Raw genomic sequence first — 14,869 nt, 5'->3', positions numbered from 1 at the left:
GACCACTATCCCAACTGGAAGAACAACGCGAGGCCCAGGGCTCCGAAGGCCGCGGCGACAATCCAAAAACGGATGACGACCTTGGTCTCGGCCCAGCCCTTCTTTTCGAAATGATGATGAATGGGCGCCATAAGGAAGACGCGCTTGTGCGTAAAGTGGAAATAGACAACCTGGATCATGACCGACAGGGTCTCGACGATAAACAGACCGCCGATGATGAGGGAAACGACTTCGGTGTTGGTCATGATGGAGGTGCAGGCAAAAGCGGCACCCAGGGCAAGCGAGCCGGTATCGCCCATAAAGATGCTCGCCGGATAGCAGTTGAACCACAAAAAGCCCAGGCAGGCGCCGGCGCACGCCGTGCAGAAGATGGACAGGTTCACATCGCCGTGCAAAAACGCCATGGCGGCCATGGCCAGCATGGCGATCATGGAGGTGCCGCCGGCAAGACCGTCCAAGCCGTCGGTGAGGTTTACGGCGTTGGAAAGGCCCGCGATCATCAGCCAGCAAAAGACAAGGTAGAGCCACGGAAAAGAGAGGCCGCAAATGGTGGTCGAGAGCACACCAAGGTCGATCGTCAGGCCACCGGGGAAACGAATCTCGGGGGCGACGCCGCACCAGTTGACAGCAAGCACGGTAAAGGTAACGCAGATGAGGGTAAGGCCAATCATCTTGGCGTGAGGCGTCAGGCCGAGCGAGCGGCCGTGCGTGACAGAAGTCAGGTCGTCGATGAGGCCAAGAACGCCGGTTGCCAGCGTGGCGAGCAGCACAAGCACGAGCTCGGTGGTGAGCTTTCCCATCAAAAGGCAGGTCAGCGAAACGGCAACCAGGATGATGACGCCACCCACGGTGGGCGTGCCCTGCTTAATCAGGTGACGCTTGGGGCCATCGGCGCGAACCTGCTGGCCGATGCCCTCGACCTTCAGGAGCTTAATCCACCACGGCATAAGCAGCATCGCGATGACGGCGGCGATGCCCAACCCCAAAAATGCCTGGTACGTAGGATACGAAGGATTGCCGAACATGGACTAGCACACACCTTCCACAAAGCGATCGAGCTCAACGAAGCGTGAGCCCTTGACCAGCACGACATCATGCTGCTCAAGAGCGCCGCCCATACGGTCGAGCACCTGCTGATTGTCGGAGAACACCTGAATGCGGTCCTCATCCATACCCATCATGCGCGCGGCCTCGGCCATACGCTGGGCAAGCTCACCGCCGACACATGCGAGCATATCGAGCTTCTTGGCCGCCGCATAGGCGCCCACCAGCTCATGCATGCGAGGAGCCTCGTCGCCCATCTCGCCCATCTCGCCCAGAACCGCCATGCGCGAACCCGTGCACGAAAGCGAACACAGCAGGTCGAGGCCGGCTGCCATCGATTCGGCACTGGCGTTATATGAGTCGTCGATGACGCGAGCGCCGCTCTTGGCGCGCTTGATTTCCTGGCGATGCCCGGTAATCGTAAGACCCCTAAAGGCGGCATCGATCTGCTCGGGCGTCACGCCAAGACGATAGGCAACCGCCGCGGCCTTGACGGCATTGGGAACGGACTGCGCGCCGGGAATGGCAAGCAGTGTGTCGATAGTCTCGCCCAAGCCAAAATCGAGCGTAAAGACCGGGCGCCCCTCGTCATCAATGCGAATGTCGCACGCACGGACCTCATCGTCGTCCGAGACGCCCGCAAGCATCACGTCGACGCCCGCAGGCGCAGCAAAGGTGTCGCGGATGAACGGGGTAAAGTCGTCCTCACCACCCAAAACCAGCAACGGGAGAAGGTCTCCGGCGGCGCACATGCCGCCAACAATCTCGGATTTGGCACGAGCGATATTCTCGCGACTGCCCAGAATACCGATATGGGAGGTGCCGATCTTGGTCACAATGGCAAGGTTGGGATTGGCGGACTGAGACATGCGCTCAATCTCGTGGAAATGGTTCATGCCCATCTCGAGCACCAGAACCTCGGTGTCGGCAGGGGCCGCCAGCACCGTGAGCGGCATACCGATCAGGTTGTTGTAGTTACCCTTGGTTGCCCAAACGCGATAACGCTTGGCGAGCACCGCGGCGAGCACGTCCTTGGTCGTTGTCTTGCCGATAGAGCCGGTAATGCCAATTACCAGGCAGCCAAGCTCCAAACGATAAGCGTGAGCCAGGCGCAGCAAAAACTCCTCGGGGTCATCGGTATGCAGGATGGCGCAGCCCTTCTCATGGGCCAGCGAAAGCAGCTCGGCATCGGGCTCGCGCGTCATCACTACGGCGCCGGCACCCGACTCGATGGCACGGGAAGCAAAGTCGTTGCCGTCGACCTTTTCACCCAGGAAGGCGACGAATATCGTGCCCTCCTCAACCTGGCGCGAGTCGATAACGCAACCGCGGCATACCCGATCGGCTTCTCCCGTCACGGTTCGGGCCCCTGTTGCGGCCGCGAGATTGTTGACGGCGATCTCTATCATTGCAGCTCCCCTGTAAACCTAATAATGCTATCGGCGTATTGTATCCCAGCGCCGCCTACGCGTGGTGCAGGGCGTGTGAACAACCCGGATTAACCGACTGGCCATTTCATAGATAGTAACCCCCTACTTGGTGCGCGGGACACCCAACACGTCAAGCGCACTGGCCATAATGGACTGGAACGGCACTGCGGCGGCATCGGAGCCTGACGGGGTTCCGTCAAGGGTGATATAGCACAGGACCTTGGGCGACTGCGCCGGGGCAAACCCCATAAAAGACGACATGTAGTTCTCTTTGAGGTAGCCGCCGTTCTCATCGGCGCGCTCGGCCGTACCAGTCTTGCCCGCCACGTCGTAGCCGTCCACCGCGCCGCCAACGCCCGTTCCCTCGGCAACGACCGTCTGCATACACGATGTCACCTGCGAGGCGGCCTCCTCGGAAATCGCGCGATCCCCCTCGCCCCAATCCTTTTCATCGCCCTTGCTCGACTTATAGAAGTGCGGAGTCATCATCACGCCGCCGTTCGCGATGCCGCCCACGGCACGTGCGACCTCAATCGGCGAGACGGACAGCGCCTGGCCAAAGCTCATAGCACCCAAGGTGGCACCATCGTACTGGTCGCGCTCCTTGACGATGCCCAGACTCTCACCCGGAAAATCGACACCGGAGCTATGACCGATACCCCACTTGTCCACATAGGTGGCAAAATCATCGGCACCGATCTTGCGCCCCACCAGGACAAAACCGACATTGGACGAACGGCGCATCATCTCGCGTACGTCCATTGTCATGGTGTAGTCACGCTTGTCGGCATCGGTAACGGTATCGTCGCCCACCTTGATACTCGCGGGAACCTCAAACGATGTGCTCGGGCGCACAACGCCCAAATCAAATCCGGCGCCCGCAACCAGCGTCTTAAAGACCGAGCCGGGCTCGTAGGCATCCGTCACCAGACGAAGGTTCATGTCCTCGGTCTTGGCGTTTTCCAAATTGGTCTGGTCGTAGGTCGGATACGAGCAGGCGGCCAGGATCTCTCCAGTCGTCGGGTCGGTCACCAGGGCCGACCCGTTTTTGGCCTTCGTCTTCTCGACCGCCTCGGCCAAGGCATCTTCCGCGGCACGCTGAATGTTGACGTCGATCGTCGTCACGATATCCACGCCATCGATCGCGGCAACCTTTTTATAGGCACCGCCCGCGATATAGCCGCCATCTCTTGCGCGCTCGCGCACAAGAGAGCCATTCGTTCCGGTCAGAAGCTCATCGTATTGTTTTTCGAGTCCCGTCAGGCCAGCGTTGTCCACGTTCACGACGCCCAGCAGCTGAGAAGCCAGGTTTCCATACGGGTAAACCCGCTTCATCGCCTGCTCAAAGAGCACGCCGGGTAGATTCTTCTTTTCCAGGGCGGCAGCGTCATCCTCGTCGACCTGGCGCTTGATATACACCCAGGAACCATCAGACAGCACCAGCTTGCGGCAGGTCTTTTTATCAATACCGGTAGCCTTGACCAGCGCCGAGACCGTCTTGTCGACGTCCTCGACAAGCTGAGGGTTCACGGCGACATTGCGGCATTCGACCGACGACGTCAGCACGTTGCCGTTGCGGTCGTAGATAGTGCCACGTTTGGCATAGAGCGTCTGTGAAAGCAGACGACGCGCGTCCGCACGCTCGCGCAGCTTGTCAGCATTCACGATCTGGTATTCGGCAAGACGGAAGACGCCCGCGGCAAGGCCAACCCCGATACAGCCCATAACGACATCGCGGCGAGGCAGCGGCGCTCCCGTAACCCATTCAGACGACGACCCCTTGCGCGCGCCCGTATTGCGTACCCGAGGTCCGCCCGAGCCACGAAGACGCGACGCAGGGTCGTTGCCATAGGACGGCCCCGCGTTGTAAGATGGCCGACCCGTTCCTTGATAACCAGAACGTCCCCGCGAGGAGGGACGTCCAGACCCGTGGTCCCCGTCGGAACCGCGGCGATAGTCATTTGTCATACTCAGCTACCGTCTTATTTACTGAGCGGCCGCAGTCGAGCTAGCGCCCGCGGCTGCATCCTGCGAAAAGTCAAGCGTAACGCTCTCGCTGGGCTCCACCATGCCATAGGCGCCCGCAAGATCGCGAATACGCGTGTCGGCACCATAGACCGAATGCATGACCTCAAGGTTAGAACTCTCGTCGGTCGCCTTCTCGAGCGTGCTGGCAAGCTCTGCGTTGCCGTTGAGCACCTGGGCCGTGACACCGGCAAGTGCCACGCGGGCGACACCGATCGTCATGAAGACAGCCGCGATGATGCAAACCGTTTTAAGAACGCTCATGAAAACCGGGCTTACCGCCTGGTTTGCCTGACGGCCCGCGCCCGTGTAGACATCAAAACGCGGCGTGCGTTGCTCACGAGGGGCAACGGGCGCCTGCGGTGCCTCGCGGTAGGCGGGCATGGCGTTCATATCATAGGCGAGTGCTGCGTTTGAGGTGTTATAGCCCATGATATGCCGCCTCCCATCCCGAGTACGTTGGTAGTGTGTTTAAGCTTCGTTTATGGTGCGAGCGGGAGGTCCAATTTCGCGCGGTCGCGCCTACAGGCGCTGCGCCACGCGGATTTTGGCTGATCTCGCCCGAGGGTTGCGCGCAACCTCATCGGGTTGGGCAACCAAGGGTTTGCGGGTGATGACCTTGAGTATCGGCACGTTGCCGCACACGCACACCGGAATCTCCGGCGGGCACGTGCACCCCTGGCTCATCTCCTTAAAGTGGTTCTTTACGATACGGTCCTCGAGCGAGTGATACGAGATGACGCAGATGCGTCCGCCCGGGTTGAGCCACCTGGTGGCGGCATCAAGCCCCCTCTCGAGCACATCGAGCTCGTGGTTGACCTCGATGCGAATGGCCTGGAAGCTCTTCTTGGCCGGGTGCCCACCATGCCGACGAGCGGCAGCCGGAATGCCAGCCTTGATGATCTCGACAAATTGGCCTGTAGTTTCGATCGGTTCTTGCTCGCGACGGCGCACAATCTCGCGCGCAATCTGCGAGGCGAACTTCTCTTCGCCGTAGACGCGTAGAATCCGGGCGAGGTCGTGTTCGTTATAGGTGTTGATGACCTCAGCTGCGTTTAGGGTGTTGTTACCCGGATCCATCCGCATGTCCAATGGGGCATCTTCGTTATACGAAAAGCCCCTGCCAGGGATATCGAGTTGCGGTGACGAAACGCCCAAATCGAACAGGAAGCCATCGACCCCGGGCACCTCGGCCGAGCAAAGCAGCTCGTCCAAGTCGCCGAAGTTGCCCTTCAGCAGCTGGTGCGGGACGCCGGGAACCTCGCGGTCCAGACGGGCACCAGCGGCCTCGAGGGCCATGTCGTCCTGATCGACGCCGAGCAAAAGGCCCGTCTCCCCCACCTGCGCGGCCATCTTTACCGAATGACCGGCACCGCCAAGGGTGCAATCGCAGACAACGGAGCCGCTCTTGAGCTGCAGCGACTCAAGCACTTCGCCGAGCATGACAGGTTCATGCCGATATTCTTGTGTCAAGATCCCACGCTCCATCCGTTACTCGTGCCTTGCCCTTACGAGAAGAAGAGGTCAAGCAGAGCCTCGTCGTCATCGTCCTCATCGGCCGCGGCGCGGTCCCAAACCTCAAGGTGGTCGTAGTTGCCCACAACCGTGACCTCGCGGTCAAGGTTCGCCTGCTTGCGGAGAGACTCAGAAAGACCGATACGACCGGCGCTGTCCACATCCATCGACGTGGTGCGCTTGTTGATCGCCCTCATGAGCTTCTGGTCGTTGATGTCACGCGGGTTAAAACCCTCGTGGCCCTCACGACCCGCGAAGAGTCCTTCGACCCACTTATCGAAGGCCTCGGCAGAGAACACGTACAGAGCATCGACATCCAGGGCTTTGAACACGCGAACGTGCTCTCCAAGTTCCTCGCGAAGGGGTGCAGGCAGGGACAGACGACCTTTTGCATCGAGATTGCGCTCGTATGCACCAGTCATTCCCATGTGCGCCCTCCCCTCGGTTACTCAGACGGCACGTACGCGGGGAACCACCCCGCCTGTCGACGTCATTAATAATATGGGGAACTGCCCCATTTTTCAACACCTTTCCCCACCCCTTCCCCCACCCTACCCCACCACTCCACCCCCTAACTATTGGGCGCCACCCCCGAGCATATGTTCGAAAACACAATATGTTGTGTTTAACGCAAAGGCGGGATGCCACCTGTAGCACCCCGCCTTTCAACCTCAACCTTCAAGTTGACCTTGAGGCGATTTTTACGTCCCTTTACATCCCGTTCACATCGCCCCCAAACTCTCCCACGCGCGGCATGTGCACCCCGCCGCGCCATTGGCCGGTGGCGCAAAATGGGACGGACCCCCGATTGCCAAAACGTGCGCAACAGCACGTTCCAGCAATCGGGGGTCCGTCCTCGGATAGCATGTAATCGCAGATCAGCAGCGTATTAGCGATGTGCCAGCGGGTGGGCCGCCAGGTAAACCTCAGTCAGCTGTGTACGATCGACATGCGTGTAGACCTGCGTCGTCGATATATCGGCGTGTCCCAAGATCTCCTGCAGCACGCGAAGATCCGCGCCGCCCGCGAGCATATGGGTGGCAAAGGAATGGCGCAACGTGTGCGGATGGAGTCCCACCAACCCCACCTGGCGTCCGTAGCGCTCGCATATGACGTGAACACCCTGACGCGACAGACGCCCGCCGTTCTTGTTTAAAAAGACCGCCGGCGTCTCTGTCCCACGAGCATGAGCCGCCAGAAGTCGGCGCCCATCACATATATAGTGCGTCAGGGCACGCGCCGCGCTTCCCACCAAAGGGACCAGACGCTCCTTGGAGCCCTTGCCGCGAACCAGCACAAAGCCGTCATCGGCATGGATATCACTCACATCGAGCCCCACCAGCTCGCTCACGCGCAGGCCGCACCCATACAGCACTTCCAAGATAGCGCGATCGCGCAGACCCATCTCACCATCCGGAAAATCCTGGTCGAGCAATGCCGAAACATCCTCCACCGAAAGGCACTCCGGCAGGCGCTCGGCCTTTTTTGGCAAACGCAACGCCGCCGTAGGATTTTGGGTCACGGCCCCATCGCGCACCAAAAAGGCATGCAGGCCTTTGACGGCAGCGAGCGCGCGCTCCACCGAGGCATCGGAATAGCCCCCATCGCGCCGATCGGCGATAAAGTCCTCAATGACCCGCCGACTCACGTCCTCAAAGGACGCAATGCCCGTCCGCTCCAGATAGGCACAGTAGGTCGTCAGGTCTCGGCGATAGGCGGCAATCGTGTTACGCGCCAAGCCCCGCTCGACTGCAAGGTAATCAAGAAACTCCCCCGCCGCCACAGCGAGCGGCGAAGGAGCTTCTCCGATATGTTCCCGGTTCGCCGGCAACCTTAGTCCGTCGAACGATTCATGGGCGTCACCTGCAGGCGATCGACGCCCTCATGCTGGCCAATCGAGGCACGCACGAACTCTCGGAATAGCGGCTGAGGATTGGTGGGGCGGCTCTTAAACTCGGGGTGAGCCTGGGTGGCCACGAACCACGGGTGCACATCGCGCGGCAGCTCGACCATCTCGACCAGACGCTCATCAGGCGAAAGACCCGAGATGACAAGACCGGCGTCCTCGAGCTGATCGCGGAAGGCATTGTTGAACTCAAAACGGTGACGGTGGCGCTCGTAGACAAGCTCCTCGCCATACGCCTCACGCGCGAGGGTATCGGCAGCGAGCTTGCACGGATAGGCGCCCAGGCGCATGGTGCCGCCCTTCTCGGTCACGTCCTCCTGCGAGCTCATCAGGTCGATTACGCTAAACGGACCGTCCGGATCAAACTCGGAGGAGCTGGCACCGGCAAGGCCGACAACGTTGCGGGCGAACTCGCACACGGCAACCTGCATACCCAGGCAAATGCCCAGATACGGAATCTTGTGCTCGCGAGCAAACTCGGCAGCAAGGATCTTGCCCTCCAGGGCGCGCTTGCCAAAGCCGCCGGGAACCAGGATGCCCGATGCGTCGCCCAGAACCTCATTGACGTTTTCGGAATCGAGGCTCTCACCATCGACCAGCTGCACATCTACGTGACGATCGTAGAAAACGCCCGCGTGATGCAGGGCCTCGATAACCGACAGATATGCATCGGGAAGCTGGGTGTACTTTCCCACGACGGCAACCTTAACTTTATCGGCGTGATGGTTGGCATGGTTTTGCTTGCGCAGGAACTCATTCCATGCGCTCATATCGCGCTCGCGCGGATCGAGGCCAAGGCGCTCGCAAATGCGCAGGTCAAAGTCCTGCTCCGCGAGCAGCTGCGGCACGTCGTAAATGCTCGCGCAATCCTCGTTGGTAAAGACACAGTCGGTGTCGACGTCGCAGAAACTCGCGATCTTGCCGCGGATAGCGTCATCAATATGGTGATCGGAGCGCAGCACAATGATGTCCGGCTGGATACCAAAGCTGCGCAGCTCCTTGACGGAGTGCTGCGTGGGCTTGGTCTTAACCTCGTGGGCGGCGGCGATATAGGGAACGAGCGATACGTGGATGTAGCAGACGTTCTCGGGACCGGCCTCCTTGCGGTACTGGCGGATAGCCTCCACGAACGGCTGCGACTCGATGTCGCCGATCGTGCCACCCAGCTCGGTAATGACAACGTCGGAGCCAGTCTGCTCCTCAATGCGGCGGAATTTGTCCTTGATAGCATTGGTGACGTGCGGGATCACCTGGACGGTACCGCCCAAAAAGTCACCGCGACGCTCGCGGGCAATCAGGCTCTTGTAAATGGCGCCCGTCGTAAAGTTAGAATCGCGGGTCAGGTTCTCGTCAATAAAGCGCTCGTAGTGGCCCAGGTCCAGATCGGACTCGTAGCCGTCCTCGGTCACAAAGACCTCACCGTGCTGGAACGGGCTCATGGTACCGGGGTCGACGTTCAGATACGGGTCGGCCTTCTGCATCGTCACCTTGTAGCCGCGCGACTTGAGCAAACGGCCCAGCGATGCCGCGGTAATGCCCTTGCCCAAAGACGAAACCACGCCGCCGGTCACAAACACATGCTTAGTCATATTGAATTACCTGCGCTTCCCGTAGAAGTTGTCCATACACATCTTACGGGTCTTCATTGTAATACTCGAGAAAGAAGCAGTTCGCCATTTTTCACCAAAGTGCTTGCATTTCTCCATCTCGAAACAAAACGCCGCCCGGGACCCGAGCGGCGTAACAACAACTTAGGCGGCAGATCGCTACCGATCGGCAAGCTCGTCCCTGAGCATATCCCGAACGAGCATACCCGCGCGGATGCCTTTCAGATACCACCCGCCACGCTCGGTAAGGCAAATACCATTTGCAAGCTGGCCGCCATCCTCGCTATAACGCGAAACGACCTCGATCAAACCGTCAGAATCCAAGCGCTCAATTGCGGCGCGGGCTCGATACGGAGACACCCCAACGTGCTCCGCAAGCGTTTTGCGCGAGAAGCCATATGTCCCGCCACTTTCGGATTGCTGGGCAATCTCCATCAACACCAGCACTTCGACACGCTTCATATCGTTGACACTCGCACGACCCTTGCCCGCCATGGCAGCCTCCTCTAACCGAGCACGAGCATCCAGCGCGCCGTGCACGACCGACACACCTCACGATGGCAGGTAATATCCATCATGCGGCATCCCGCTAAGGATGAAACAGTTACGATTATTGTATACCGCCCAAATTGTTTTTAGGCAGGTAAACGGCTATTTTTCGCCGAAATAGACGCTTTATTGATCAAAAAGCCGTACCGGGCGCTAACCCGATACGGCCAAAAGGCGATGCAATTACCGCGGTACTTCAAACTTAGCGATGGAAGAAACCACGACGCTCAAACTTGGGCTCGCAGCACACGTTGATGCCCAGTTTACGCAACACCGTCTCGTCCGTCGGCGAGATAATCACGCTAAAGAAGGCATCGCAACCGCGCAGCTGCTCCAGGCCCAAAAGGACACGAGCGGCCGTCTCGCTCGTAGCCGAGGTGATCGACAGCGCCATAAGCGTCTCGTCGGTGTGAAGGCGCGGGTTTTTGCTGCCCAGGAAATGCGTCTTGAGCTTGCTGATGGGCTCGATCGCCTCGTCGCTGATGACTTCAAGCTCAAGGTCGACGCCCGAAACATGCTTGAGAGCGTTCATAATGAGCGAACTTGCGGCGCCCAGGCGCGTGGAGGTCTTACCGGTCACCACGGAACCGTCCGGCATGACCATGGCGCCCACGGGACCACCCGTCAGTTGCTCCCTGGTTAAGGCCGCCGAGCGCGCCGGTGAGTAGTTCTTATCGATGCCGGCCTTCTTCATAATAATCTTGAGACGGTCGACTTGCTCATCGCCCACGCCGGTACGGCGCACATTTTCGACCGCGGTAAAGTAGCGGCGGACGATCTCCATCTTGGAAGCGTCGCGGCAGGCATCGTCATCGGTGATGGCAAAGCCGACCATATTGACGCCCATGTCCGTGGGACTCTGGTAGGGGCTCTTGCCTAGGATCTTTTCCATCAGGGCACGGACCACCGGGAAGGCCTCGACGTCGCGGTTGTAGTTGACCGTGGTCTTGTTGTAGGCCTCAAGGTGAAAGGAATCGATGATGTTGGCATCGTCGAGGTCCGCCGTAGCGGCCTCGTAGGCAATATTGACCGGATGCGTCAGGGGAAGATTCCAGACCGGGAAGGTCTCAAACTTGGCATAACCGGCGGCGGTGCCGTGCTTATGCTCGTGATACAGCTGTGAGAGGCAGGTGGCGAGCTTGCCCGAGCCAGGGCCGGGCGCCGTCACGACAACGAGCGGACGCGTGGTCTCGACGAACTCGTTCTTGCCGTAGCCTTCGTCAGAAACGATCAGATCGACGTCGTGCGGATAGCCCTCAATGGGATAATGCAGCTTGGCGGGAATGCCGAGTGCATTCAGACGATTGCGGAAGACGTCGGCAGCGGGCTGACCGGCATACTGCGTGATAACCACGGCCGCGACAGCAAAACCGTTGCCGCGGAACAGGTCGACCAGGCGCAAGACGTCCTCGTCATAGGTAATGCCCAGGTCGCCACGGGCCTTGTTCTTCTCGATATGGTTTGCATTGATTGCGATGATGACCTCGACGTCGTCGGCAATGCTCTTGAGCATGCGGAACTTGCTGTCCGGCTCAAAACCCGGCAGCACGCGACTCGCATGATAGTCGTCAAACAGCTTGCCGCCAAACTCCAAATAGAGCTTGCCACCAAACTGCGAGATGCGCTCCTTAATGTGAGCAGCCTGCAGCTCGATGTACTTCGCATTGTCGAAACCCTGGCGCATGTGTGGCTCCCGTCCCGTTTCCATTTAATGTCCTAGGCGATTATAACGGAGCCCGCCCTCCCCGATACCCAGACCATCAACAGGCACCAACCCAACACGCCACCGCAACCGAAAGGAACCCGGGTGGTCTATTTGGGACGGCACCACCTTGCACCAACAATAGAAACGTCGCAGGAAGAGGCAAAGTCAGCGAAAGCCCACCAGAGCGAGCAAGGTGACGTGAAAGAGGAGGGCATAGGCCTTTTGGCCATGCCCGACGATTGAACGTCAGATTGCCGCTCTGGCGGGCTTGCAGCGTCGACCGGTTCCGCGGTTTGGTAAAACCGCGGAACATAAGTGCGCCCCCTCCCGCGCACGGAACGGGAGGGGGCTAAAGGTAGGAGTCTACCGGTGGGTTGACCCCACCGGACAGACGATGACCAGGTGATCCTTTACAGGATCGTCAAGGTTTCCGTGGGGTACCCGTTGGGTACTTAGAGCATCACGCAAGCGACGGTCAGGATGATGGCGCAGACGACGGAGAGAGCGACGATGAGCTTAAGGGCAAACTTGAGCCAGGTCGTCCACTCGATCTTGGCCAGGGCGAGACCGCCCATGATGGCGCCGGAGGTCGGGGTGAACAGGTTCACAACGCCGATGGCAGAGGAGAAGATCATGACCATGACCTCGGGCGAGAAGCCGAGCTTAACAGCCAGCGGTCCCATGATAGGCATGGAGACGGTAGCCATACCAGAGGTCGAGGGGATCAGGAAGGACAGGCCGAAGTAGACCAGGAAGCTCATGGGAGCGAAGATCACGCCGGACAGGCCAGCCAGAGCATTGGCGGCAGCGTCGAGGACGTAGACGTCGAGGCCGGTGTTAGCCATGAGGACGGAGATACCACGGGCGAGGGCGATGACGAGAACAACGGACATCATGTCGGCAGCGCCGGTGATGAAGGTGTTAACGATCTGCTTCTCGGACAGGCCACCGATGATACCGATCAGGACGGCCATGAGGAAGAACCAGGTGGAAGCCTCGTCGAAGTACCACTGGCCAATGGGCAGGCCGGTGATCAGGGCAGACCAGCCCTGGACGACGGCGTTACCGTCGGCGTCGTAGACAGCGCCAGCGTCGAAGAAGTTGGCGACGCCCTCGTTGAGGTCGGCCAGCGGAATGAAGCCGACGATCATAACGACGAAGGTGAAGGCAAAGGCGATCAGAACACCCTTCTGACGACCGGTGAGCTTGACCTCATTGTGAACCTCGGAAGCAGCCTTGCCGTGAGCCTCTTCGGCGTCCTTGAGCTCCTGCATCGACAGGATGGTGGAACCCTTGTCAGCCTTGACCTTCTTGGCATAGCTCATGACGAAGAAGATGGACATGGCAGTGGTAACAATCCACAGGACGGCACCGAGGCCGATGATGATGGACTGGTTGACCTCAATGCCAACGCCGGTCAGAGCGTCGACGGCAGCGCCGACGGCGAACGGGTTAACCGTGGAGCCCAGGCAGCCGCAGCCAGCGCCGAGCAGGACGGTAGCGGCGCCGACCATCGGGTCGAAGCCAGCGGCCATCATGGTAGCGGCAAGCAGGGCGTAGAAGGGAACGGTCTCCTCGCACATACCATAGGTGGTACCACCGAGGGAGAAGATGAGCATCAGCACGGGAATGAGCATGATCTCGTTGCCCTTAAGCTTCTGCACCAGGACGGCGATGCCGTTGTCCAGGGCGCCGGTCTCGGTCATCATGCCGAGGAAGCCGCCCAGGATCATAACGAAGAGGCAGACGGGCAGAGCGTCAGCGAAGCCCTTAATCGGGGCGGTGCAGAAATCGCTCAGACGGGCGGCAGTAACCGCGCCGCCGGACGTGCCGGAGACGATAACGGTAATCACTGCAACAATTGCCAGCAGAGCAAGAAGAATGGTGAACGATGAAGGCATACCGCGCTTTTTCTTAGCGGTCTCAGTCATAGTTCTCATCCCCCCTTCATAAATCATTTACTGATCTCGCCCGAAGCGGCTCTTCCGTGCCGTGCCTGCCGCTCGATCGAGATTTTTACCAGATAAAGCCGCTCGGGGTGTTCAACAATACACCCCGAGCGAGATGCTAGATGCACTTACTTGAGCGTGGCGTACATGACGGCCTTGATGGTGTGCATGCGGTTCTCGGCCTCGTCGAAGACCTTGGAAGCGGGGCTCTCGAAGACCTCGTCGGTGACCTCCTGCTCGGTGATGCCGAACTGCTCGCACTTCTCGGCGCCAATCGTGGTGTTGGTGTCGTGGAAGCTGGGCAGGCAGTGCAGGAAGATGGCACCCGGGTTGGCCATAGCCATGACCTCGGAGGTGACACGATACGGGGTGAGCTGAGCGATGCGCTCGGCCCAGACCTCGTCAGGCTCGCCCATGGAGACCCACACGTCGGTGTAGATAACGTCGGCACCGGTGACGCCGTCCTTGACGTCGGTGGTCAGCTTGATGGTGCAGCCGTTGGCCTCGGCGATGGGCTTGCAGGCCTCGATGACGTCGTCAGCGGGCATGCACTCCTCGGGGCCGCAGGCCACGAAGTTCATGCCAAGCTTGGAGCAGACAACCATGAGGGAGCGAGCAACGTTGTTCTTGCAGTCGCCCATGAAGACGAGGGTCTTGCCCTTGATGTCGTAGTTGAAGTTCTCCTGGACGGTCAGGATGTCGGCGAGCATCTGGGTGGGATGCCACTCAGTGGTCAGGCCGTTCCACACGGGCACGCCGGACTTAGCAGCGAGCTCCTCGACATCGTCCTGGGCAAAGCCACGGAACTCGATGCCGTCATACATGCGGCCGAGAACGCGGGCAGTGTCCTCGATGGACTCCTTCTTGCCCATCTGCGACGAACCCGGATCGAGGTAGGTGACACCCATGCCCAGATCCATGCCGCCGACCTCTAAGGCGCAGCGGGTACGAGTGGAGGTCTTCTGGAAGAGCAGAACGATGTTCTTGCCCTCGAGATAGCGGTGCGGAACGCCAGCGCGCTTCATGTCCTTGAAGTTCTTGGAAAGCTTGAGCAAGTACTCGATCTCCTCGGTGGAGAGGTCGAGGAGCTTGAGGAAGCTACGGCCGGAGAGGTTAACACCCATGGTTCGTTTCCTTTC

At 59.7% G+C, this 14,869-nt stretch carries 12 protein-coding genes; all 12 read right to left on the bottom strand.

What is annotated here, in order from left to right; translation table 11 throughout:
- Positions 1 to 5: 5 nt before the first annotated feature.
- The 12 genes from mraY to argF all read right to left on the bottom strand — a co-directional run bounded on the left by mraY (position 6) and on the right by argF (position 14,854).
- Entirely contained in the window at positions 6 to 1,025 is a 1,020-nt protein-coding gene (gene mraY / locus ACGHEN_RS03930) for a phospho-N-acetylmuramoyl-pentapeptide-transferase (protein ID WP_390397418.1), read from the bottom strand.
- Between the two features lie 3 nt (positions 1,026 to 1,028).
- Positions 1,029 to 2,453, bottom strand: a complete 1,425-nt coding sequence (gene murF / locus ACGHEN_RS03925; protein ID WP_390397416.1) for a UDP-N-acetylmuramoyl-tripeptide--D-alanyl-D-alanine ligase — start codon at positions 2,451 to 2,453, stop codon at positions 1,029 to 1,031.
- A gap of 123 nt (positions 2,454 to 2,576) precedes the next feature.
- Positions 2,577 to 4,199: a penicillin-binding protein 2 gene (locus ACGHEN_RS03920; RefSeq protein WP_343000995.1), complete on the bottom strand. Its 1,623-nt coding sequence runs from the start codon at positions 4,197 to 4,199 to the stop codon at positions 2,577 to 2,579.
- 261 nt (positions 4,200 to 4,460) lie between these two features.
- Positions 4,461 to 4,931: a hypothetical protein gene (locus ACGHEN_RS03915; RefSeq protein ID WP_390397414.1), complete on the bottom strand. Its 471-nt coding sequence runs from the start codon at positions 4,929 to 4,931 to the stop codon at positions 4,461 to 4,463.
- Between the two features lie 90 nt (positions 4,932 to 5,021).
- Positions 5,022 to 5,987 (bottom strand): 16S rRNA (cytosine(1402)-N(4))-methyltransferase RsmH, encoded by a 966-nt coding sequence (gene rsmH, locus ACGHEN_RS03910; protein WP_117840379.1) that lies wholly within the window; start codon positions 5,985 to 5,987, stop codon positions 5,022 to 5,024.
- Positions 5,988 to 6,007: 20 nt separating this feature from the next.
- Complete coding sequence (locus ACGHEN_RS03905) at positions 6,008 to 6,442, bottom strand: division/cell wall cluster transcriptional repressor MraZ (RefSeq protein ID WP_006234269.1); 435 nt, start codon at positions 6,440 to 6,442, stop codon at positions 6,008 to 6,010.
- A gap of 461 nt (positions 6,443 to 6,903) precedes the next feature.
- Positions 6,904 to 7,752, bottom strand: coding sequence for a site-specific tyrosine recombinase (locus ACGHEN_RS03900; protein ID WP_369831689.1), 849 nt, complete (start codon positions 7,750 to 7,752; stop codon positions 6,904 to 6,906).
- A gap of 95 nt (positions 7,753 to 7,847) precedes the next feature.
- Entirely contained in the window at positions 7,848 to 9,509 is a 1,662-nt protein-coding gene (locus ACGHEN_RS03895) for a CTP synthase (protein ID WP_390397410.1), read from the bottom strand.
- Between the two features lie 177 nt (positions 9,510 to 9,686).
- Complete coding sequence (locus ACGHEN_RS03890) at positions 9,687 to 10,022, bottom strand: hypothetical protein (RefSeq protein WP_118080324.1); 336 nt, start codon at positions 10,020 to 10,022, stop codon at positions 9,687 to 9,689.
- A gap of 256 nt (positions 10,023 to 10,278) precedes the next feature.
- Positions 10,279 to 11,760: a DUF1846 domain-containing protein gene (locus tag ACGHEN_RS03885; RefSeq protein ID WP_390397408.1), complete on the bottom strand. Its 1,482-nt coding sequence runs from the start codon at positions 11,758 to 11,760 to the stop codon at positions 10,279 to 10,281.
- Positions 11,761 to 12,233: 473 nt separating this feature from the next.
- Positions 12,234 to 13,721, bottom strand: coding sequence for a YfcC family protein (locus ACGHEN_RS03880; protein ID WP_369831688.1), 1,488 nt, complete (start codon positions 13,719 to 13,721; stop codon positions 12,234 to 12,236).
- 137 nt (positions 13,722 to 13,858) lie between these two features.
- A complete protein-coding gene (gene argF / locus ACGHEN_RS03875) occupies positions 13,859 to 14,854 on the bottom strand; it encodes an ornithine carbamoyltransferase (protein ID WP_390397406.1) in 996 nt (331 codons plus the stop codon).
- Positions 14,855 to 14,869 lie beyond the last annotated feature (15 nt).

The organism is Collinsella sp. i06-0019-1H4 (assembly GCF_042849575.1).
Taxonomy (GTDB): Bacteria; Actinomycetota; Coriobacteriia; order Coriobacteriales; family Coriobacteriaceae; genus Collinsella.
The sequence above is the reverse complement of the archived record's forward strand: the minus strand, read 5'-3'. Positions and strand labels throughout refer to the sequence as shown.

What these genes read in the sequence shown, in the direction of transcription:
- mraY (WP_390397418.1), bottom strand. Translation starts at nt 1,025, where the DNA reads ATGTTCGGCAATCCTTCGTATCCTACGTACCAGGCATTTTTGGGGTTG.
- murF (WP_390397416.1), bottom strand. Translation starts at nt 2,453, where the DNA reads ATGATAGAGATCGCCGTCAACAATCTCGCGGCCGCAACAGGGGCCCGA.
- ACGHEN_RS03920 (WP_343000995.1), bottom strand. Translation starts at nt 4,199, where the DNA reads ATGGGCTGTATCGGGGTTGGCCTTGCCGCGGGCGTCTTCCGTCTTGCC.
- ACGHEN_RS03915 (WP_390397414.1), bottom strand. Translation starts at nt 4,931, where the DNA reads ATGGGCTATAACACCTCAAACGCAGCACTCGCCTATGATATGAACGCC.
- rsmH (WP_117840379.1), bottom strand. Translation starts at nt 5,987, where the DNA reads ATGGAGCGTGGGATCTTGACACAAGAATATCGGCATGAACCTGTCATG.
- ACGHEN_RS03905 (WP_006234269.1), bottom strand. Translation starts at nt 6,442, where the DNA reads ATGGGAATGACTGGTGCATACGAGCGCAATCTCGATGCAAAAGGTCGT.
- ACGHEN_RS03895 (WP_390397410.1), bottom strand. Translation starts at nt 9,509, where the DNA reads ATGACTAAGCATGTGTTTGTGACCGGCGGCGTGGTTTCGTCTTTGGGC.
- ACGHEN_RS03890 (WP_118080324.1), bottom strand. Translation starts at nt 10,022, where the DNA reads ATGGCGGGCAAGGGTCGTGCGAGTGTCAACGATATGAAGCGTGTCGAA.
- ACGHEN_RS03885 (WP_390397408.1), bottom strand. Translation starts at nt 11,760, where the DNA reads ATGCGCCAGGGTTTCGACAATGCGAAGTACATCGAGCTGCAGGCTGCT.
- ACGHEN_RS03880 (WP_369831688.1), bottom strand. Translation starts at nt 13,721, where the DNA reads ATGAGAACTATGACTGAGACCGCTAAGAAAAAGCGCGGTATGCCTTCA.
- argF (WP_390397406.1), bottom strand. Translation starts at nt 14,854, where the DNA reads ATGGGTGTTAACCTCTCCGGCCGTAGCTTCCTCAAGCTCCTCGACCTC.